Source organism: Streptomyces sp. NWU339 (assembly GCF_003143855.1).
In the GTDB taxonomy this organism is placed as follows: Bacteria; Actinomycetota; Actinomycetes; order Streptomycetales; family Streptomycetaceae; genus Streptomyces.
The window spans coordinates 200,847-222,827 of record NZ_QFRK01000013.1; the positions used below are offsets into that span (position 1 = coordinate 200,847).

Genomic DNA, 21,981 nt, shown 5'->3' on the forward strand with positions numbered 1-21,981 from the left:
GTGATGATTTCCGACAGCGTGCGCGCCATTTGGTGCCGGGAACTCCAGCGTGATGACATATCGATCGACGAGGATTTCTTCGCCCTGGGTGGCCAGTCTGTGATTATGGTCAGGATTCAGGGCGCCTTTATGGAGGAGCTGGGTGTCGAGGTGCCGATGGACCAGCTGTTCCTCAACCCGACGGTGGCGTCGATCTCCGCGTACATCGAATCCCTGGGTGCGGTGACCCAGTAGTGTCGGGCGCGGTTGATGCCGTGTCGTGTCCCGCCGACGAGACACGACACGGCATCAACCTGCGTTTCTCCCGCTGATGCTGTTTATTCCGCTAGTTCGAATCGGCTAGCATCGCGTTTGTGCTCGGCAGCGATTATTTGTCCGCTGCGTCGATAGCGCGCTCAATCGCACTGGCTTTTCCGACTGCAGCCGCGTTGTATCAAAAAACTACCTGGTAAGAGAGGCGCGCCATGTACGACGTGATTGTCATAGGTGCCCGTTGTGCGGGTTCGCCGACGGCCATGCTGTTCGCGAAGCAGGGTTATCGCGTCCTGCTCCTGGAGAAAGCGCGCTTCCCGCAGGACACGCTGTCCTCGCACTACATCCACATGCAGGGTGTGGCGGTGCTCAACCGGTGGGGGCTGCTCGACAAGATCCGTGACTCGGGCGCCCAGCCGATCACCCGCCAGATCTACGAGGGACCCGGTGTCCGCATCGAGGGCTTCTCCCTGCCGATCGACGGCCTGCGGACCACGTACGCGCCGAGGCGGTACGTGCTCGACCCGATCCTCGCGGACGGCGCCGTGGCGGCCGGCGTGGAGTTCCGGGAGGGGTGCGCGGTCAAGGATCTGGTGTTCGAGGATGGCCGGGTCGTCGGGGTGCGGTACACGACGCCCAGCGGCGCCGAGGCGACGGACCGGGCGCGCCTGGTCGTCGGCGCGGACGGCATGCGCTCGTTGGTGGCCCGCAAGGTCGGCGCGGAGAACGTCATCGAACATCCGCGGATGACCACCACCTACTACAGCTACTGGTCCGGGGTTCCCTCGAACTTCGAGCTGTACGAGCAGCCGGGGCGCTGGATCGGTGTCCTGCCCACCAACGACGACCGCACGTTGCTCATGGCCTACTTCCCGCAGGACGAGTACAACCAGGTCCGCAAGAACGTGGAATCCGCCTACCTCGACGCGTTCCGCACGACGGCGCCCGAGCTGTACGAGCGGATGCAGTCGGGCAAGCGCGAGGAGCAGCTGTACGGCACGGGGCACCAGGAGAACTACTTCCGCAAGGCCTACGGACCCGGGTGGGTGCTGGTCGGTGACGCGGTGAACCACAAGGACTCCATCACCGCCCGCGGTATCACCGAAGCCTTCGTCCAGGCCCAGACGCTCACCGACTACATCGGGGAGCGTCTGCACGACGAGGCCGCGCTCAATGCGGCGCTGAGGCGTTACGAGAACGAGCTGAGCAACGAGGCCCTCAACCACTACCAGGGCGCGCTCAACGTGGCCGAGCTCAAACCCGAGGGGCGGACGGAGATGCTGCAGAAACTGGTCGGCCACCAGGAGCACATCGACCGGTACTTCTCGACGCTGTCGGGGGCGTGCTCCATCGACGACTTCTACAACGACGAACTCTTGACCCTGCTCGACCAGAGCTGAGTAACCCATCCGCCCCTGGTTTGCCGATATTGGAGACACAATGATCCCGTTGTCGTTCGCGCAGCGTCGGCTGTGGTTCGTGGACCGGTTCGAAGGCCCCTCGCCGACCTACAACGGCGCTTTCGCCCTGCGGCTGACCGGCGAGCTGAACGTGGATGCGCTTCGGTCGGCGCTCCGCGATGTCGTCGACCGGCACGAGGTCCTCCGCACGGTGATCGTCGAGGACGGCGACGGCGTTCCGCACCAGCAAGTGCTGGCGTCCGGGGAGAAGCCGTTCGACCTGCCGGTCATCGAGGTCGCGGAGGAGAAGCGGGCGTCGGCGGTCGACGAGGTGGCCACCGAGACCTTCGACCTGGCCGCCGACGTGCCGATCCGCGCCAGGCTGGTGCGGTGCGGGCCTCGCGACCACACCCTCGTCGTCGTGGCGCACCACGTCGCCGTGGACGGGGAGTCCTTCGGGCCGCTGTTCCGCGATCTCACCACGGCCTACGCGGCCCGCACGAAGGGCGGGGCGCCGGCGTGGGAGCCGCTCCCGGTGCAGTACGCGGACTACACGTTGTGGCAGATGGACCTGCTGGGTGACGAGTCCGATCCGGGCAGCCTGGCAGCCAGACAACTGGATTACTGGCGTGGGGCCTTGGCCGATCTGCCGCAGCCGCTGGCCCTGCCGACGGACCGCCCGCGCCCGAGGGTGATGAGCCCCGAGGGCGACCGGATCCAGTTCTCGATCGACCCCGGCCTGCTCGAGGCCGTGGAGAAGCTGGCCGCAGAGCTGGACACCACGGTGTCGATGGTCATGCACTCGGCGCTGGCGGTGCTCCTGCACCACCTCGGGTGCGGTGACGACGTGCCCATCGGCGCGCCGATCACGGACCGCACCGACGAGGAGCTGCGGGACCTCGTCGGGTTCTTCGTCAACACCTGGGTGCTGCGCGTCGACCTCTCCGGGAACCCGACCTTCCGCCGGCTGCTCCAGCGGGTGCGGGACCGGTCCCTCGCCGCGTACGACAACCAGGACATGCCGTTCGAGCGGTTGGTGGAGCTGCTCAACCCGCACCGCTCCACCGCCTACAACCCGTTCTTCCAGGTCATGCTCTCCTGGCAGCCGCCCGTGCCGCCTCTTGAACTCCCCGGCCTGGGCGTCCAGGTCGAACGGCTGGAGACCAGGACAGCCAAGTTCGACCTGTTCTTCGACCTGCTCCCGGACAGCTCGGGCGGGGCGCAATGCCGTCTGGAGTACGCCACCAGTCTGTTCGACCGGGACACGGCCGAGGCCATCGCGCAGCGGTTCGTCCGCGTACTGGGCCGGCTCGTCGCCGACCCGGAGCGCGCGATCGGCACCGTCGACGTGCTCGACGCGGCCGAGCGGGACCTGTGGCTCACCCGGTTCGACGCCAGTGCCGCAGCGGTGACCGAGCTGACGATCCCCCAGCTGTTCGAGAGCCAGGTGGCCAGGACGCCCGATGCCCCGGCGATCGTGTGCGACGCCCGGACGCTGACCTACCGGGAGCTCGACGACCGGGCGAACAGCGTCGCGTGGGAGCTCGTCCGGCGCGGTGCCGGGCCGGAGGACCTGGTGGTCCTCGCGCTGCCGCGCACAGAGGACCTGGTGGTCGGTCTGCTCGGGATCCTCAAGTCCGGTGCCGGGTACGTGCCGATGGACCCGCAGTACCTCGGCGGGCGAGCGGAGACCGTGCTGTCCGAAGCACGCCCGCGTTTCGCCGTCACCGACACCGCGACGTGGCAAGAGCTGCCGCAGAACGACGTCTCGGCCGTCAACCTCGACCACCGCACGGAATGGGACACGCCCGAGGGAGCGCCGGCCGACGCGGACCGGACCGCGCCGCTCAGTGCGGACAACCTGGCGTACGTGATGTACACCTCCGGCTCCACGGGCAAGCCGAAGGGCGCGACGATCACCCACCGGGGCGTCGTCAACGGGGTGCGGGAACTGGTGCGCGTCCTCGACGCACCGCCCGGGTGGCGGATGCTGGCCGGCACCTCGGTCAACTTCGACGTCTCGGTCTTCGAGCTGCTGACCACCCTGACCACCGGCGGCACGGCCGAGGTGGTGCCGAACGCGCTGGCGCTCGGCGAGCGGGACAGCTGGGACGGTCACGTGATCAGCGGGGTCCCCTCGGTGCTCGGGGAACTGGTGGGCCACCTGGAGAAGGCGACCGACGTGCGCACGGTCGTCTTCGCGGGTGATGTGCTCCCGGGCCGACTGGTGCGGCAGGTGCGCGAGGCCCTGCCCGGCGTGCAGATCGTGAACTCCTACGGGCAGAGCGAGAGCTTCTACGCCACCACGTTCTCCCTCGCGGCCTCCGAGGAGTGGGCGGACAGCGACGTCGCTCCCATCGGCACCCCGCTGGGGAACATGCGTGCCTACGTCCTCGGCCCGGGACTCGCCCCGGTGCCACAGGGCGTGATCGGTGAGCTGTACGTGGTCGGGGCCTGCCTGGGCCGCGGCTACCACGGCCGCCCGGGTCTGACCGCCGAGCGCTACGTGGCGAACCCGTTCGGCCCCGCCGGCGAGCGGATGTACCGCACGGGCGACCTGGCCCGCTGGAACGCGGACGGTCAGCTGGAGTGCGTCGGCCGCGGCGACGGCCAGGTGAAGGTGCGCGGCTTCCGCATCGAGACGGCCGAGGTCGAAGCGGCGATCACGCTGCACCCCGGGATCAGCGAGGCCGTGGTGATCGGCCGGGAGGTGCCCTCGGGCGGGAAACAGCTCGTCGCGTACGTGGTGCACACCGGCGAGGGGGCCGTCGGTGACGACGGCTTCGGCGGCATCGGCGATGTGGATGTGCAGTCCGGGGCTTCGGCCGCCGAGCTGCGCAAGTTCGTCGCGGCACGGCTGCCCGACTACATGGTGCCGTCGGCCTTCGTGGCCCTCGGCCGGCTGCCGCTCGGGCCGACCGGCAAGCTGGACCGCTCGGCGCTGCCCGAACCGGAGTTCCTGGGCGAGGCCTACCGGGAGCCGCGCACCGAGGCCGAGAAGATCATCGCCGCGGCATACGCGGACGTGCTCGGTGTGGAGCGGGTCGGTATCGACGACGACTTCTTCGCGGTGGGCGGGGACAGCCTGCGTTCGATCCAGGTGGTGGCCCGGGCCCGGGCCCGGGGCCTGCAGCTGACCACGCGGGAGATCTTCGAGTGCCGCACGGCGGCCCGGCTGGCCGAGGTGGCCTCCAACCGCCGGGACCGGGTGCCCGTGCTCGCGGAGGACGAGGGCGGCGGCGTCGGCCCGATGCCGCTGCAGCCAGTGGCGCGACAGGTGTTCGAGCACGGCGGCGGAACCGACCGGTTCGCCATGTCGATGGTGCTGGAACTGCCCGCGGGCATCGACGCGAGCGGGCTGGCCGCGACGCTGGACGCCCTGCTTGACCGGCACGACCTCCTGCGCGCGCAGCTGGTGCGCGGCGACGAGCTCTCCCTCGTCGTGCGTGAGCAGGGCACCGTGCGGGCGGCGGACCTGATCCGCCGGGTCGACTGCGACGGCCGGTGGGACGAGCAGGCCTCGCTTCAGGCGGCGAAGGCGGAGCTGGACGACGCGGTCGGACGGCTCGACCCGGAAGCCGGGACCATGGCGGACTTCGTCTGGTTCGCCGCGGACTCGGGTGAGGGCCGGCTGCTCGTGGTGCTGCACCACCTGGTGGTGGACGGTGTCTCCTGGCGGATCCTCATGTCGGACCTCGCAGAGGCATGGCAGCAGGTCCGGTCCGGCAAGGCACCCGAGCTGCCCGCGGTCGGCACGTCGGCCCGCCGCTGGGCCTCGGCGCTGGAGGACGAGGCGTTCGCCCCGGAGCGCGAAGCGGAACTGGCGTACTGGCAGGACACGCTCGAGTCGTCGAACCCCCCGCTGGGCACGCGGGCGTTCGACCCGGCGGTGGATGTGTGGTCCACGGTCGACACCGTACGGGTGGAGTTGCCCGCCGAGGTCACCGAGGCGGTGCTGACCAAGCTCCCCGCGGCGTTCAAGGGCACCGGGACCGACGTGCTGCTCGCCGCGCTCGCCCTGGCGGTGAACCGGTGGCGCGGTGCGGACGACTCGACCCTGGTCCGGTTGGAGGGACACGGCCGTGAGGAGGACGTCGTCCCCGGGGCCGACCTCTCCCGGACGATCGGCTGGTTCACCAGCATGTACCCGGCCCGGGTCGATGTGCGGGGCGTGGACCTGACCGACGTACTGGCAGGCGGCCCCGCGGCCGGCAAGGCGATCAAGCTGGTCAAGGAGCAGCTGCGCGGGGTCCCGGACAAGGGCCTGGGGTACGGACTCCTGCGCTGGCTGAACCCGGAGACGGCCATCCAGCTCGCCGACTACCAGGTGCCGCAGATCGGGTTCAACTACCTCGGCCGGATCTCCGACACCGACGTGCCCGAGCATCTGCGCGCGGAGGGATGGGGACCGGCGTCCTGGTCCGCCGAGCTGATCGCGGCGCCCGACCCGGACCTGCCCGCGCTGTCCGCCCTCGAGGTCAATTCGGTTGCCACGGACACCGCCGACGGCACCCGGCTGCAGGCGGCCTTCATGTTCCCCACCGGGGTGCTGTCCCGCGAGCGGACCTCCGAACTGGCCGAGCTGTGGGTCGAGGTGCTGCACGGCATGGCCGCGCACGCCGCACACCCGGAGATCGGCGGGCTCACGCCCTCGGACGCGTCGCTGATCTCGGTGCGGCAGGACGAGATCGAGGCCTGGGAGGGGCGCTACGGCCGGCTGGTCGAGGTGTGGCCGCAGGCCCCGGGGCAGTCCGGCATCCAGTTCCAGGCCGCGCTCGCCGAAGGCTCCTTCGACGTCTACCACATGCAGTTTGCGCTGCACCTGTCCGGGCACGTGGACCCGGCGCGCATGCGGGCGGCCGGGCAGGCGCTGCTCGACCGGTATCCGAACCTGCGCTCCGCGTTCCTCACCGCGGGCGACGGCGATCTGGTGCAGGTCGTGGCGGAACACGTCGACATACCGTGGCGGCACGTCGATCTGACCGGTCAGAGCGAAGCCGAGCAGGACGCGGCCCTTGACAAGGCCCTTGCCGACGACCGGGCCGACCAACTCGATCCCACCCGGCCGCCGCTGATCCGCCTGGCCCTGCTCACCTGCGGGCCGCAGCGGGCCAAACTCATCGTCACGGCACATCACACCCTGTTCGACGGTTGGTCGTCGCCCATGGTGATCACGGATCTGATCCGGCTGTACGCCGAGAGCCGTGATCTTCCTCCGGCCCGCAACTACGGTGACTACCTGGCCTGGCTGGCCACGCAGGACCAGGAGGCGTCGGAGGCCAGGTGGAAGGCCGAGCTCGACGGATTCGACCAGCCGACCCTCGTGGCCCCGAACGCCGCCTTCCAGGGGACGGCGTCCGCCCTCGGGCGGGTCGAGGTACCGCTGTCGATCGACAGGGGACGCGAACTCGCCCGGCGTGCCGCGGAACTCGGCGTCACGCTGAACACGCTCCTGCAGGGAGCGTGGGCGATCCTGCTCTCGCAGCTGACCGGGCAGCAGGACGTGGTCTTCGGAGCCGCCGTCAACGGCCGCCCGGCAGACCTGCCCGGTTCCGACGAGATGGTCGGCCTGTTCATCAACACCCTGCCGACCAGGGTGTTCTGCCGGCCGGACCACAGCATGGGCGACGTCATCACCGACCTGCAGGACCGGCAGACCGCTCTGCTCGACCACCACCACTACGGACTGGCCGACATCCAGCGCAGCGTCGGACTGCCCGCCCTGTTCGACACGCTCATCGTGTTCGAGAACTACCCGATCGACCGCGAGGGCATCGTGGAGGCGAACGCCTCGGCGGGATTCACGATCGACGGCATCCGTCCGTTCGCGGGCTCGCACTACCCGCTCACCCTCAACTCCTCCGACCCCTACCTTCGGCTCTCCCTCGACTACCAGAACAACCTCTACGACCGTGCCGCGGCCGAGGCGATCGCCGCCCGGCTCGTCCGGGTGCTGGACCAGCTTCTGGCCGATCCGGGAACGCGCCTCCGCGACATCGACGTGCTCGGTGAGGAGGAGCGGAACTGGCTGCTGCACGGGGTGAACGACACAGCCGAGCCGACCCTGGAGTCGGGCCTGGTGGAGGCCGTGCGCCGGCAGGTGGAGGCGACACCGCAGGCCCTTGCCGTCGTCGCCGAGGACGAGTCGCTCACCTACGAGGAGTTGGACGAGCGGGCCAACCGGCTGGCGCACTGGCTGATCGACCGAGGTGTCCGGCCGGAGTCGCTGGTCGCAGTGCGTCTGCCCAGGTCCGCGGAGCTCGTGGTGGCACTGCTGGCGGTGCTGAAGACCGGTGCGACCTACATCCCGATCGACCCGGAGCACCCGCGTTCCCGGATCGACTACATCATCGAGGACGCCCGTCCGACGCTGGTGCTCGATGCCGACGCGCTGGCGGGTGCGGACTGCTCGGAGTACCCGGGTTCGGCGCCGGAGACGATCGTTCGGCCGGACAACGCCGCGTACGTGATCTACACCTCGGGTTCGACGGGGAAGCCGAAGGGCGTGTCGGTCACCAACCGAGGGTTGGCGAACTTCCTGGCCACGATGCAGCGGCGGTTCCCGCTGGGCCCGGCGGACCGGCTGCTCGCCGTGACGACGGTCTCCTTCGACATCGCGGGGCTGGAGCTGTACCTCCCGTTGATCTCCGGGGCCGCGGTGGTGCTGGCGGGGAAGGAGGCCGTCTCCCAGCCCTCGGCCGTGATGGAGCTGATGCGCCGTCATGAGGTGACCGTCGTCCAGGCGACACCGGCGTTCTGGCAGATCCTGCTCATGGAGGAGCCGAACGGTGCCCAGGGCCTGCGGATCCTGGTCGGTGGGGAGGCTCTGCCGCCGCAACTGGCCGAAGCCCTGGCCGGGCAGGCCGCCGAAGTGGCCAACGTCTACGGCCCGACCGAGACGACGATCTGGTCGACGAGCGCGCCGGTCGAGCCCGGAGCCGGCATCCCGGCGATCGGGGCGCCGATCGGCAACACCCAGGTGTACGTGCTCGACTCACGGCTGTTTCCGGCCCCGCGCGGCGTGCAGGGCGAGTTGTACATCGCCGGCGACGGCCTGGCCCGCGGGTATCAGGGCCGGCCGGACCTCACCGCGGGACGGTTCGTGGCCTGTCCGTTCGGCGAGCCCGGCGCGCGCATGTACCGCACCGGTGACTTGGTGCGGTGGTGTGAGAACGGCCGGCTGGAGTACATCGGGCGCACCGACTTCCAGGTGAAGATCCGGGGCTTCCGGATCGAGCTCGGTGAGATCGAGCATGTGCTGGCCGAGCATCCCGACGTGGCGCAATCCGTCGCCGTGGTGCGGGAGGACCGCCCCGGTGACCAGCGGCTGGTCGCATACGTGGTGCCGGCCGGCAAGGCGGACCCGGCCGGGCTGGACATCGCGGCCCTGGCGCAACCGCTCCGGGAGCGCCTGCCGGAGTACATGGTCCCGTCGGCGATCGTGCCACTCGCCGAGTTCCCCACGAACCCGAGCGGGAAGCTCGACCGCGGCGCGCTCCCCGCACCCGACCACGGCGAGGCCGCGACCGGGCGGGGGCCGCGCAACCACACCGAGGAAGTCCTCTGCCGGCTGTTCGCCGATCTGCTCGGAAAGGACGAGGTCGGTATCGACGACGACTTCTTCGGACACGGCGGCCACTCGCTGCTGGCCACCCGGCTGAGTGGCCGGATCCGCAACGAGTTCGGCGTCGACTCGAAGGTCACGATGGTGTTCCGCAATCCGACCGTCGCCCAACTGGCGGCACGCATCGAGGAACTGACCGGGTCGGACGGCCCCCAGCCGCGCAGGAAGAACCGTCCCCAACTGCGCCAGATGACTGTGTAGGAGTAGCGCCGATGATTCCGCTGTCATTCGCCCAACGCCGGCTGTGGTTCCTCCACCGTCTGGAAGGCCCGTCCGCGACCTACAACATTCCGTTCGTCCTGCGCCTGGACGGGCCGCTGGACACGGCTGCCCTGGTCGCGGCGGTGACGGATGTCGTGACCCGGCACGAAACCCTGCGCACCCTGGTCGCCGAGAACGCGGACGGCACCCCGGAGCAGCGGATCCTGCCCCCGGAGGAGGCGGTTGTCCCGTTCCGGGTGGTCGACGTGGCGTTGGACGCGTTGGACGCCGCGATGCGCGGGGTCCTGCGCGAGGGGTTCGACCTGGAGACGGAACTCCCGCTGCGGACCACCGTCTTCCGCGTCTCCCCGCAGGAGCACGTCCTCGCGTTCGTGTTCCACCACATCGCGGTGGACGGGGCCTCGATGGCGCCGTTCCTCCAGGGGTTGGTGTCGGCCTATTCGGCCCGTCTCCGGGGGAGTGCGCCTCAGTGGACGCCGCTTCCCGTGCAGTACAAGGACTACACGCTGTGGCAGCGGCAGCTGCTGGGTGACGAAGCAGATCCGGAAAGTATCGCCGCGGCGCAGATCGACTACTGGCGGCAGGAGCTGACCGGGGTGCCGCAGCCGGTTCATCTGCCGCTGGACCGGCCACGACCGACGATGGCCGACCACCGTGGCGGTCATGTCTCGTTCGAACTGGAACCCGAGCTGCTCACCGGACTCGGAAAGCTGGCCGCGGAGCGCGGTGCCACGCCACCGATGGCGGCCCAGGCCGCGCTGGCGGTGCTCCTGCACAAGCTGGGCGGCGGCGAGGACGTGACGATCGGCAGCCCGATCGAGGGGCGCGCCGACGAGCAGCTCGACGATCTGATCGGGTTCTTCGTCAACACCTGGGTGCTGCGCGTCGGCCTGTCGGGGAACCCGTCGTTCGGCGAGCTGCTGGAGCAGGTGCGGGACAAGGCCCTCGCCGCGTACGACAACCAGGACATGCCGTTCGAGCGCCTGGTGGAGCTGCTGGGCCCGGAACGTGCCACTTCGTACCAACCACTGTTCCAGGTGATGCTGGCCTGGCAGTTCGTGTGGCCGCAGATCGAGATGCCGGGGCTGCGGGCCACCCCCGTCGCGGCGGACACCGAGACCGCGAAGTTCGACCTGTTCTTCAACGTCGTCCCCGACGCGAACGGAGGTGCGTACGGGCGGCTCGAGTACGCGGCGGAACTGTTCGACCACACCACGGCCGCGGCCATCGTCGACCGCTTCGTGCGCGTGCTGCGGCAGGTGGTCGCCGACCCTGGGGCTCGGCTCAGCGCGGTGGACGTCCTCACCGACGCCGAACGGGACCGGCTGACACGCGTGAACGACACGAGGGTTCCGGTGCGCGGGTCGACGGTGCCGGAGCTGGTCGCCGCTCAGGTGGCCCGTACACCCGACGCGACAGCGGTGGTGTCCGGGCAGACCGCTTTGTCGTACCGGGAACTGGACGCCCGCGCCAACCGGCTGGCCGCGGTGCTGCGGGACCACGGTGTCGGGCCGGATGTCCTGGTCGCCGTGGCACTGCCACGATCCGCGGACCTGGTGGTCGGGCTGCTCGCCGTGCTCAAGGCCGGCGGAGCCTACCTGCCGATCGACCCCGACTACCCGTCCGCGCGAGTCGGCCTCCTGCTCGACACAGCCGATCCGGCGCTGGTACTGACCGATCACGAAACGGCGGCGACCGTGGCCGAGTGCCGGCCGCCGGTACTCCACCTCGACGACCTGAAGCTCGACGGCCCCGCTCCCGACGCCCCGGAAGTCCGTGTCGGAACGGACGACCTGGCCTACGTGATGTTCACCTCGGGATCGACCGGGACTCCCAAGGGTGTCGCCGTCACTCATGCCGCCGTGGTCAACGGTGTGCAGGATCTGCGTCGGACCGTGCACGTCGAGGCGGGGTCCCGGATGCTCGCCGCGACCTCGGTGAACTTCGACGTCTCCGTGTTCGAGATGTTCACGGCACTCACCACCGGGGCGACCGTGGAGATCGTCCGTGACGTGCTCGAACTCGCCGAACGAGGTACGTGGTCGGGCAGCACGATCAGTGCCGTGCCCACGGTGTTCTCCGCGCTGCTCGACCAGATCGGCACCGAAACCCCGGGCGGCCTCGAACTCGACGTGGAAACCGTCGTCTTCGCCGGTGAAGCGCTCACGGCCGACTTGGTGCGCAAGGTGCGTGACGCCCTGCCCGATGTCCGCGTCGTCAACGCCTACGGACAGACCGAGAGCTTCTACGCCACCACGTTCACGCTCCCGCAGGAGTCGGCCGGGACCGGCGCGGTCCCGGTCGGACAGCCACTCGCCAATATGCGCACCTACGTTCTGGGTCCGGACCTCGCTCCGGTCCCGCCCGGTGTCATCGGCGAACTGTACGTCGGCGGTCGGCTGGCCCGTGGCTATCACCGAAACGGCGGGGTGACCGCGGAGCGGTTCGTGGCCTGCCCGTTCGGCGAGCCCGGCGCGCGCATGTACCGCACCGGTGACCTGGCCCAGTGGGACGGGAACGGCCGGCTCAAGTACGCGGGACGAGCAGACACCCAGGTGAAGGTCAACGGCATCCGTGTCGAGCCGACCGAGATCGAGACGGTCCTCGCCCAGCATCCCGCGATAAGCCAGTCCGTGGTCACGGTGCGTGAGGACCACACCGACAACACACGGCTCGTCGGCTATGTGACGCCGGTGGGCGGCGGGGACGGCGGCGTGGACCGGGGCGCCACTGTTTCGGTCGCGGATCTGCGGCAGTTCGCGGCCAAGCGGCTGCCGGACTACATGGTGCCCGCTCTGCTCGTGGTGCTGGACCGGCTGCCACTGACCGCGAGCGGAAAGCTGGACCGGGCCGCGCTGCCCGAGCCGGAGTTCTCCGGCGCCGAGTACCGGGCGCCGCGCAGCGAGGCGGAGCGGATCCTGGCCGAGGTGTACGCGGGCGTGCTCGACGCCGGGCAGGTGGGCGTCGACGACGACTTCTTCACCTGCGGCGGGGACAGCATTCGTTCCATCCAGGTCGTCGCACGGGCCAAGGCGCGCGGCGTGGTGGTCAGCACGCGGGAGATCTTCGAGCACCGCACGGTGGCCCGGCTCGCGGAACTTGTCGAAGACCGGGGGGAAGAGGAGCCCGTGAGGCTGGCCGAGCTGCCGGGCGGCGGCGTGGGCTGGGCTCCGCTGCCGACGACGGCGGCCCACGTCCTCGCGCTGGGCGGCGGCATCGGCCGGTTCTGCATGTCCGCGATGCTGACCCTGCCCGAGGACATCGACCGTACGGCGCTGGTCGCCACGTTGCAGGCCGTCCTCGACCGGCACGACGTACTGCGGTCCCGGCTCGACCGGGCGAAGCCGGGCCTGCTGATGGAGCCGGTCGGCAGTGTGGACGCCGGCGCGCTGGTGTGGGAAGTCCCCCACGGCGACGCCGATGTGAAGGCCGAGCTGGATGCGGCCGCCGACCGGCTGGACCCGGACGCGGGCGTCATGGCGCAGTTCGTGTGGTTCACCTCCGCCACGGATGCGGACCGGTTGCTGATCGTGCTGCACCACCTGGTCGTCGACGGGGTGTCGTGGCGGATCCTGCTGCCGGACCTGGTGTCGTCCTGGCAGCGGGTCCGCGACGGCCTCACCCCGGAACCGGCGGGGCCGGGTACCTCGCTGCGCCGGTGGGCGCACGCGCTGGCCGACGAGGCGGCCACCCCGGAGCGGGTGACGGAACTGCCCGTGTGGCAGGAGATCCTGCGCGAGGAAGAGCCTGTGCTGGGAGCACGGGAGCTGGACCCCACGCGCGATGTCGCGGCCACCGTGGACACGGTGCGCGTCCAGGTGCCGACAGACGTCACGGAGACCCTGCTGAACACGGTGCCGTCGGTGTTCCGCGGCGGTGCCGACGACGGGCTGCTGGCCGCGCTGGCGCTGGCGCTGGCGCGCTGGCGTCGGGCGCGGGGCGTGTCCGGGGCCTCGACGCTGGTCCGGCTGGAAGGGCACGGCCGGGAAGAGCACGTGGTGCCCGGCGCGGACCTGTCCGGCACGATCGGATGGTTCACCGCGATGTTCCCGGTGCGCCTCGACCTGTCCGGCATCGATGTGGCGGACGCCTTCGCCGGCGGTCCGGCGGCCGGACGGGCGATCAAGGCCGTCAAGGAACGGCTGCGGGCGGTGCCGGACAGCGGCATCGGCTACGGCATGCTGCGCCACCTCAATCCCGACACCGCCGCCGCGCTCGCCGGACAGCGGGAACCGCAGATCGGGTTCAACTACCTCGGCAAGGCCTCCGGTGCGGACATCCCCGAGGAGCTGCGTGGCCTGGGCTGGGCACCGGACACCGCGCACCGGGACCTGATCGCCGCGCCGGACGGGGACATGCCGGTGCTGTCGGCGCTGGAGATCAACGCGGTGGCCGCCGGCACCCCCGACGGTGACGAGCTGACCGCCTACTTCGGCTTCCCGACCGGTGTGCTCTCCCGCGACGAGGTGACCGAGCTGGCCGGATTGTGGGTCGAGGCGCTCTCCGCCCTGGCCCGGCACGCCGCGACACCCGAGGCCGGCGGGCTCACCCCGACCGACGTGCCCCTGGTCGACGTGAGCCAGGAGGAGATCGACTCCTGGGAGACCCGGTTCGGCAAGCTGACCGAGGTGTGGCCGGTGACACCGGCACAGTCCGGGATGCTGTTCCACACCATGCTGGCCGGGGCGTCGTTCGACGCCTACCACATGCAGATGGTGTTCCACCTCTCCGGTGAGGTCGATCCGGAACGGATGCGCCGGGCCGGGCAGGCACTGCTGGGGCGTCACGCCAACCTCTGCGCGGCGTTCGTCGACCGGGCGGACGGCGACGTGGCGCAGGTGGTGCCGGAGACGGTGCCCCTGCCCTGGCAGCACCTCGATCTGACCGCGGCCGGCGAGGCGGAGCGGACCGAGGCGTTCGAACGGTTCCTCGCACAGGACCGGACCACCCACTTCGACCGGGACACCCCACCGCTGATCCGGCTGGCACTCGTCGTCCTCGAACCCGGCCGGGCCGAACTGGTGATGACCGCCCACCACGTACTGTTCGACGGCTGGTCCACGCCTTTGCTGGTGCGGGACCTGCTGCTGCTGTACGCGTCCCACGGCGGCCCGGCGGGCCTGCCGAGCGCGCGCAGCTATGGCGACTTCCTGTCCTGGCGCGCGCGGCAGGACCAGCAGGAGGCGGCTGCCGCGTGGGCGGCCGAGCTCGAAGGGCTCGAGGAGCCGACCCTGCTCGCCCCCGGCTCCGAGGGTGCGGGAGACGACGGCCTCGAACAGGTCGATGTCGCGCTGCCGACCGACGTGGCGCGCGAACTCAGCCGGTGTGCCTCCACGTTGGGCGTCACCGTCAACAGCCTGGTCCAGGGCGCGTGGGCACTGTTGCTCGGCCAGCTCACCGGCCGCCAGGACGTGGTGCTCGGCGCCACCGTCTCCGGGCGCCCGCCCGCGGTGACGGACGTCGAGTCGATGGTGGGGATGTTCATCAACACCCTTCCCGTACGCGTCGAGTACGCGCCCGGCGACACCCTCGCCGAGGTCCTCACCCGACTGCAGAGCCGGCAGGCCGGCCTTGTGGAGTACCACTACTACGGGCTCACGGAGATCCAGCAGTCCGCCGGACTGCAGTCCCTCTTCGACACGCTGGTCGTCTTCGAGTCGTACCCGGTCGACCAGGAGGGCATCAGCGCCGCCACCGACGCCGCGGACGGGATCGCCTTCACCGGCCTGCGCCTGTCCACGGGCACCAACTACCCACTGGCCCTGATGGCGCTGGTCGAACCGCACCTCCAGCTCGCCCTCCAGTACGCGAAGGGTGTCTTCGACCGGGAGACGGTGGAGGGGTACGCGGCACGGCTCGTGCGCGTCCTGCGGCAGCTGGCGGCCGCCCCCGAGTCGAAGGTCGCGCAGCTCGAGACCCTGGAACCGGCCGAACGCGACCGGCTCCTGGTCGAGTTGAACGACACGGCCGTCCCGACTCCGGACATCACCATCACCGGGCTCGTCGAGGCGCAGGCGGCGCGGACCCCGGACGAGACCGCCGTGGTCGCCGAGGGCGAGTCGCTCACGTACCGCGAGGTGAATGCCCGGGCCGACCGCCTGGCGTGCGAACTGGCCGGTCGCGGCGTGGGTCCGGAGTCGGTGGTCGCGGTGTCGCTGCCGCGGTCGGCGGACCTGGTGGTCGCACTGCTCGCGGTGCTGAAGTCGGGCGGCGCGTACCTGCCGGTCGACCCCAGGTACCCCAGCCACCGCCTCGAGGCCATCCTGGAGGAGGCGGGGCCACGCCTCGTCCTGACGGACTCCGCGACGGTCGGGGTGCTGCCCAAGCACGACGCCCCGGACGTCCTCCTCGACACGCTCGACCTGTCGGGAGACACCACCGGCCCCGAAATGCAGCTCCACGCCGAGCAGTTGGCGTACGTGATGTACACCTCCGGCTCCACGGGCAAGCCCAAAGGCGTCGCCATCACCCATGCGAACGTGGTCAACGGCGTGCTACGGCTCGCTTCCCGCGTGGGCATGGAGCCGGGCAAGCGGATCCTTGCGGGCGCGTCGGTCAACTTCGACGTATCGGCGTTCGAGATCTTCACGACTCTCGCCGCCGGCGGCGTCGTCGAACTGGTCCGGGACGTCCTGGTCCTGGGCGAGCGGAAGGGCTGGAGCGGCAGCGTCATCTCCACCGTGCCGTCCGCCTTCGCCGAACTCGTCGACCAGATCTCCGACCGCACCAGCGTGGAGACGGTCGTCTTCGCCGGCGAGGCCCTGCCCTCGTCGCTCGTCGAGAAGGTGCGGGACGCCTTCCCGGATGTGCGGGTCGTCAACGCCTACGGGCAGAGCGAGTCGTTCTACGCCACCACCTTCACCGTCTCCGGCGACACACAGGGCGGGGCGGGCCACGCGCCCGTCGGCACCCCGCTCGGCAACATGCGGGCCTACGTCCTCGGTCCCGGCCTCACCCCGGTGCCGCCGGGCGCACTCGGTGAGCTGTACGTCGGCGGGAACGTGGGCCGCGGGTACCACGGCCGGGCCGAACTGACCGTCGAGCGCTTCGTCGCCGATCCGTTCGGCCCGTCCGGCTCGCGCATGTACCGCACCGGTGACCTGGCCCGCTGGAGCAGCGAGGGCCAACTGGAGTACGTGGGTCGCGCGGACGCGCAGGTCAAGGTGCGAGGCTTCCGCGTCGAGCCCGGCGAGGTCGAGGCCGCGCTCACCGCGCACCCCGAGGTCGCCCAGGCCGCCGTCATCGCCCGGGAGACCGGCGTCGGCAAGCAGCTCATCGCGTACGTGGTGCCGTCGGGCGAGACCGGCTCCGAGGAGGTCCGCCGGTTCGCCGCCGAGCGGCTGCCCGAGTTCATGGTGCCGGCCGCCTTCGTGCTCCTGGACCGGCTGCCGCTGATGCCCAACGGCAAGCTGGACCGGGCCGCGCTGCCCGAGCCGGAGTTCACCGGCACCGCCTACCGGGCGCCCCGCACCTCCCGCGAGAAGACCCTGGCCGAGCTGTTCGCCGAGGTGCTCGACCGGGACCGGGTCGGTATCGACGACAGCTTCTTCGAGCTCGGCGGACATTCCCTGCTAGCCACCCGGCTGATCAGCCGCGTCCGCGCCGAGATGGGGATGGAGATACCCATCCGCAAGATCTTCGACCTGCCGACGGTGGCCGCGCTCGCCGCGTGGTCGGAGGAATCGGCTGCTCCCCGTCGCCCCAGTATGCGCCAGATGTTCAACAAGGAGTGAAGCGATGATTCCGCTGTCATTTGCACAACGCCGTATGTGGCTGCTGCACAAACTGGAGCGGGGGGCGGCGACCTACAACATATCGGCGGCGTTCCGGCTGACCGGCACCCTGGACCAGGACGCCCTGATCGCGGCGATCCACGACGTGGTCGAGCGGCACGAGATCCTGCGCACCACGTACCTGACCGACGAAGCCGGTGAGCCCTACGCGCGGGTCCTGCCGATGGCGGAGGCGGCGCTGCGGGTGCCGGTGGTCGAGGTGACGCCCGAGGACATGTCCGGCGCGGTCGACGGGGCCGTCGCGCACCGTTTCGACCTGGCAGCCGAACTTCCGTTTCGGGCAAGCCTGTTGAGTTGCTCCCCCCAGGAACACGTGCTGGTCCTGGTCATCCACCACATCGCCTCGGACGGCAGCTCGAGCGCGCCGTTGATGCGGGACCTGGTCGACGCCTACACCGCCCGCCGGGGCGGCCGGGCGCCGGCGTGGGAGCCGCTGCCCCTGCAGTACAAGGACTACGCGCTGTGGCAGCGCGAGGTGCTCGGTGACGTGGCCGACCCGGGCAGTCTCGCCGCCGCGCAGATCGAGTACTGGCGCAAGGAGCTTGCGGGAGTGCCGCAGCCGCTGAACCTGCCGCTGGACCGCCCGCGGCCCGCGGAGGCGAGTTCGCACGGCGACACGGTCGGCATCGTGGCGGCACCGGAGGTGGCGACCGGGCTGCAGAAGCTGGCCGACGAGCGCGGGATGAGCCTGTCGATGGTCCTGCAGGCCGCGCTGGCGGTGCTGCTGAGCAAGCTCGGCGGCGGGGAGGACGTGACGATCGGCTCGCCGATCGCCGGGCGCACCGACGAAGCGCTGGCCGACATGATCGGGTGCTTCGTCAACACCCAGGTGCTGCGCGCGGACCTCTCCGGCAACCCGTCGTTCACCGACCTGCTCGCGCAGGTGCGGGACAAGGCGCTGACGGCCTACGAGCACCAGGACGTGCCGTTCGACGTGGTGGTCGAGTCGATCAACCCCGACCGCTCCGCGGCGTACCAGCCGCTGTTCCAGGTGATCTTCTCCTGGCAGAGCTACGAGAAGCCGGACCTGGAGCTCCCCGGACTCGAAATGAGGTTCGAGCAGGCCATCCCGTTGACCGCCATGGTCGACCTGACCTTCTTCATGGCTGTGGACGGCTCGGGGGCGCTGCGGGGCGACCTGCAGTACGCGACCGATCTGTTCGACCGCGACTCGGCCGAGGTGATCGTCGCGCGGCTCGTCCGGGTGCTGGAGCAGCTGGCCGCTGATCCGGGCATGCGCGTCGGGGAGGTGGACGTGCTGGGTGCGGAGGAGCGGGAGCGGCTGCTGGTCGAGGTGAACGACGCCGGCAACGCTGTTCCCGAGGCCACCCTCGTCGAACTGTTCGAGCGTCAGGCGGCGCAGCAGGCCGACGCGGTTGCGGTGGTCTGCGACGGCACCACGCTCACGTACGAGGAGCTGAACGCCCGGGCCAACCGGCTCGCGCGGCACCTCGTCGCCCGGGGAGTGGGGCCCGAGTCCCTGGTCGGGGTCTGCCTGGAGCGCTCGGCCGAGTTGGTCGTCGCGCTGCTCGCGGTGCTCAAGGCGGGCGGTGCCTATCTGCCGATCGACCCCGACTCCCCGGCCGACCGCATCGACTACATGGTCCAGGACGCCCAGCCGGTCCTGCTGGTCACCACCAGCACCACCGGCGTCGCGCAGGACCTGGCCCAGGACCTCCCCCTGGTCCACCTCGACCGGGCCGAGGCCTTCGCCGAGAAGACGGCCACCGACCTCACCGATGCCGAGCGCCGCACGGCCCTGCGCCCCGAGCACCCGGCGTATGTGATCTACACCTCCGGGTCGACCGGCCGTCCCAAGGGTGTGCTGATCCCGCACCGCAATGTGGTCGGCCTCTTCACCGCCGCCCAGGACTTCGGTTTCGGCGCGGACGACGTGTGGACCCTCTTCCACTCCTACGCCTTCGACTTCTCGGTGTGGGAGCTGTGGGGCCCGCTGCTGCACGGCGGACGCCTGGTCGTGGTCCCCTTCGACGTCTCCCGCTCCCCGGGCGACTTCCTCCAGCTCCTCGCCCGCGAGCGGGTCACCGTCCTCAACCAGACGCCCTCGGCCTTCTACCAGCTCGTCCAGGCCGACGCCGATGCTCCCGGCCAGGACCTGGCGCTGCGGTACGTGGTGTTCGGCGGCGAGGCCCTCGACCTGGGCCGCCTCGCGGACTGGTACGCGCGCCACGCCTCCGACGCGCCGGTGCTGGTGAACATGTACGGCATCACCGAGACCACCGTGCACGTCACCCGCGTCGACCTGGACGAGCACTCCGCCGCCCGTTACCAGGCCAGCGTGATCGGCCCGGCCGTCCCGGGCCTGCGCGCCTACGTCCTCGACGCGCACCTCAAGCCGGCGCCCGTCGGCGTCACCGGAGAGCTGTATGTGGCGGGCTACGGCCTGGCCCGCGGATACCACGGTCGGCCGGACCTGACCGCGGGACGGTTCGTGGCGTGCCCCTTCGGCGAGTCGGGCGAGCGGATGTACCGCAGCGGCGACCTGGTCCGCTGGGGCAAGAACGGTCAACTGGAGTACGTGGGCCGAGCCGATTCCCAGGTGAAGATCCGCGGTTTCCGGATCGAGCCGGGTGAGATCGAGCATGCGCTGGCCGGGCATCCGGGCGTGGCGCAGGCAGTGATCGTGGTGCGTGAGAACCAGGAGGGCGACAAGCGCCTCGTGGGTTATGTGGTGCCCAAGCCCGATGCCGACGTTCAGGCGGACGAGCTGTCCGAGTACCTGCGCGGGCGTCTCCCGGACTACATGGTGCCGTCCGCGGTCATTCCGCTGGCGGAGATTCCGCTGACCTCGAACGGGAAGCTCGACCGGCGGGCACTGCCCTCGGAGGACACGAACACAGTGGTCAGCCGAGAGCCGCGCAACGCCTACGAGCAGAAGCTGTGCGCCCTCTTCGGCGAGCTGCTCGGCCTGGAGAAGGTCGGTGTCGACGACGGCTTCTTCGCGCTCGGCGGGCACTCGCTCCTGGCCACCCGGCTCAGCGTCCGCATCCGCAACCAGTTCGACATCGACATTCCCATCAGGACGATCATCAGGTACCCCACGGTGGCCGAGCTGGCCGCGCTGATGCTCGCCGGCGGCATCCCCGACGACGACGCCGATGCGTTCGCGGTCGTGCTGCCCTTGAACAGCGATCCCGGCACGGGGAAGCCGCCGGTGTGGTTCTTCCACGGAGGGGGCGGGCTGGGCTGGGCGTACTACAGCTTCGTGCTGCACCTGCAGGACCGGCCCGCCTACACCCTGCAGTCCCGCGGCTCCGACGGAGTGGAGCCGCTGGCGGGCTCGGTGGAGGAGATGATCGAGGACTACGTCACCCAGATGCTGAAGATCCAGCCGGAAGGTCCCTTCAACCTCATCGGCTGGTCCTACGGCGGCTCCGTCGTGCAGGCCGTCGCGGACGCGCTCGACCGGCGCGGGCACGAGGTCGCTCTCGTGGCCATCCTGGACGCCCAGCCGGGGGGGCACGCGTTCAGGCAGGTCCATGCCGGCAAGGAGTCGTCGGACTACCGGGAGGAACTCGACGAATCCTTCAGCCAGTACATACGCACCGGAAAACGGCAGAGCTTCCTGGACACCATGTCGAAGGTACTGGCCAACAACACGTCCCTCATGATGGATTTCGAATCGCCGGTCTACCGCGGCGATGTGCTGTATTTCAACGCGGCGCTCGAGGAACCGTCGTACGCGCACCTCTGGCGGCCCCATGTCCTCGGTTCCCTCGAAGTGCACGAAGTGCGCGCCGCACACCACGAAATGCACATGCCCGCACCCGTGGCCGAAATGTTCGAGGTGCTCAACCGCAAGCTGGCGTAGCGACCGGGCATCTCTTTCCTGGAATCGGTTCAACGAACCATCAAGTGGGTGATTGGAGTTGGTCGGGGTGAATGAAACCGGCGTATCCGCGGAACACCGGGACGGGACCACGCTGCTGTGCGTGCCGTTCGCGGGAGCAGGTCCTTCGTTCTTCCACCCGTGGCGGGAGCTGTCCGCCGGCCGGTGGCGAGTGACCGCGGTCGAACTGCCAGGCAGGGAGCGACGGCTGCTGGAGACGCCCTACCGGAACGTTGTCGAAGCGGCCAAGAACGAGATCGACGACATTGTCGCGGACCTCGGCGAAGGGGCGCGGACCGTGCTGTTCGGGCACAGCCTGGGCGCGGTGCTCGCGTACGAGCTGGTGCACCTGTTGAGCACGCGTGGCGTGCACGTCGAGCGGCTGGTCGTCAGTGGTTCGCCGGGGCCGTGGACACAGCGCGAGAGGCGGGCGGCGGGGCTCCACGGCGACGAGTTCCTCGCCAGGGTCGAGGAGTTCGCGGGGTTCAGGCACGAGGCTCTCGACCATCCGGAGATGCGTGAACTGATCCTTCCCACGCTGCAGGCCGACTGCGAGATGCACGAGGCCTACGTCCCGAGCACCGACGATCCGGTGTCGGTGCCGATCACCTCGTTGCGGGGCGACTCCGACGGCCTGGTCAGCGCGGAGGAGGCCCAGCAGTGGCGGGACGCGACCACGAGTGGGTTCAGCTACACCGAGTTCCCCGGCGATCACATGTACCTGGTCGATCTCGGCCGGGAGGTGCTGGACGTGATCGAAGCGGAATCCGCCCGCGGTCGTTAGCGCGGACGCGGTCGTCGACGGGATGAGCGCTCCTCTGACCGGGGGCGACGCGGTTG

General features: G+C 70.2%; 6 protein-coding genes. All 6 read left to right on the forward strand.

Going from position 1 to position 21,981, the window contains the following annotated elements:
- Positions 1-3: 3 nt before the first annotated feature.
- The 6 genes from DIZ27_RS18555 (at position 4) to DIZ27_RS18580 (ending at position 21,925) form a co-directional block, all read left to right on the forward strand.
- Positions 4-234, forward strand: a complete 231-nt coding sequence (locus DIZ27_RS18555) for an acyl carrier protein (RefSeq protein ID WP_181383579.1) — start codon at positions 4-6, stop codon at positions 232-234.
- A gap of 230 nt (positions 235-464) precedes the next feature.
- Positions 465-1,652: an NAD(P)/FAD-dependent oxidoreductase gene (locus DIZ27_RS18560; protein WP_109379537.1), complete on the forward strand. Its 1,188-nt coding sequence runs from the start codon at positions 465-467 to the stop codon at positions 1,650-1,652.
- 40 nt (positions 1,653-1,692) lie between these two features.
- Positions 1,693-9,477: a non-ribosomal peptide synthetase gene (locus DIZ27_RS18565; RefSeq protein WP_109379538.1), complete on the forward strand. Its 7,785-nt coding sequence runs from the start codon at positions 1,693-1,695 to the stop codon at positions 9,475-9,477.
- 11 nt (positions 9,478-9,488) lie between these two features.
- Entirely contained in the window at positions 9,489-17,231 is a 7,743-nt protein-coding gene (locus DIZ27_RS18570) for a non-ribosomal peptide synthetase (protein WP_109379539.1), read from the forward strand.
- Positions 17,232-17,235: 4 nt separating this feature from the next.
- Positions 17,236-21,123, forward strand: a complete 3,888-nt coding sequence (locus DIZ27_RS18575) for a non-ribosomal peptide synthetase (protein ID WP_109379540.1) — start codon at positions 17,236-17,238, stop codon at positions 21,121-21,123.
- A gap of 67 nt (positions 21,124-21,190) precedes the next feature.
- On the forward strand, positions 21,191-21,925 hold the full coding sequence (locus tag DIZ27_RS18580; RefSeq protein ID WP_109379541.1) for a thioesterase II family protein: 735 nt from the start codon (positions 21,191-21,193) through the stop codon (positions 21,923-21,925).
- Positions 21,926-21,981 lie beyond the last annotated feature (56 nt).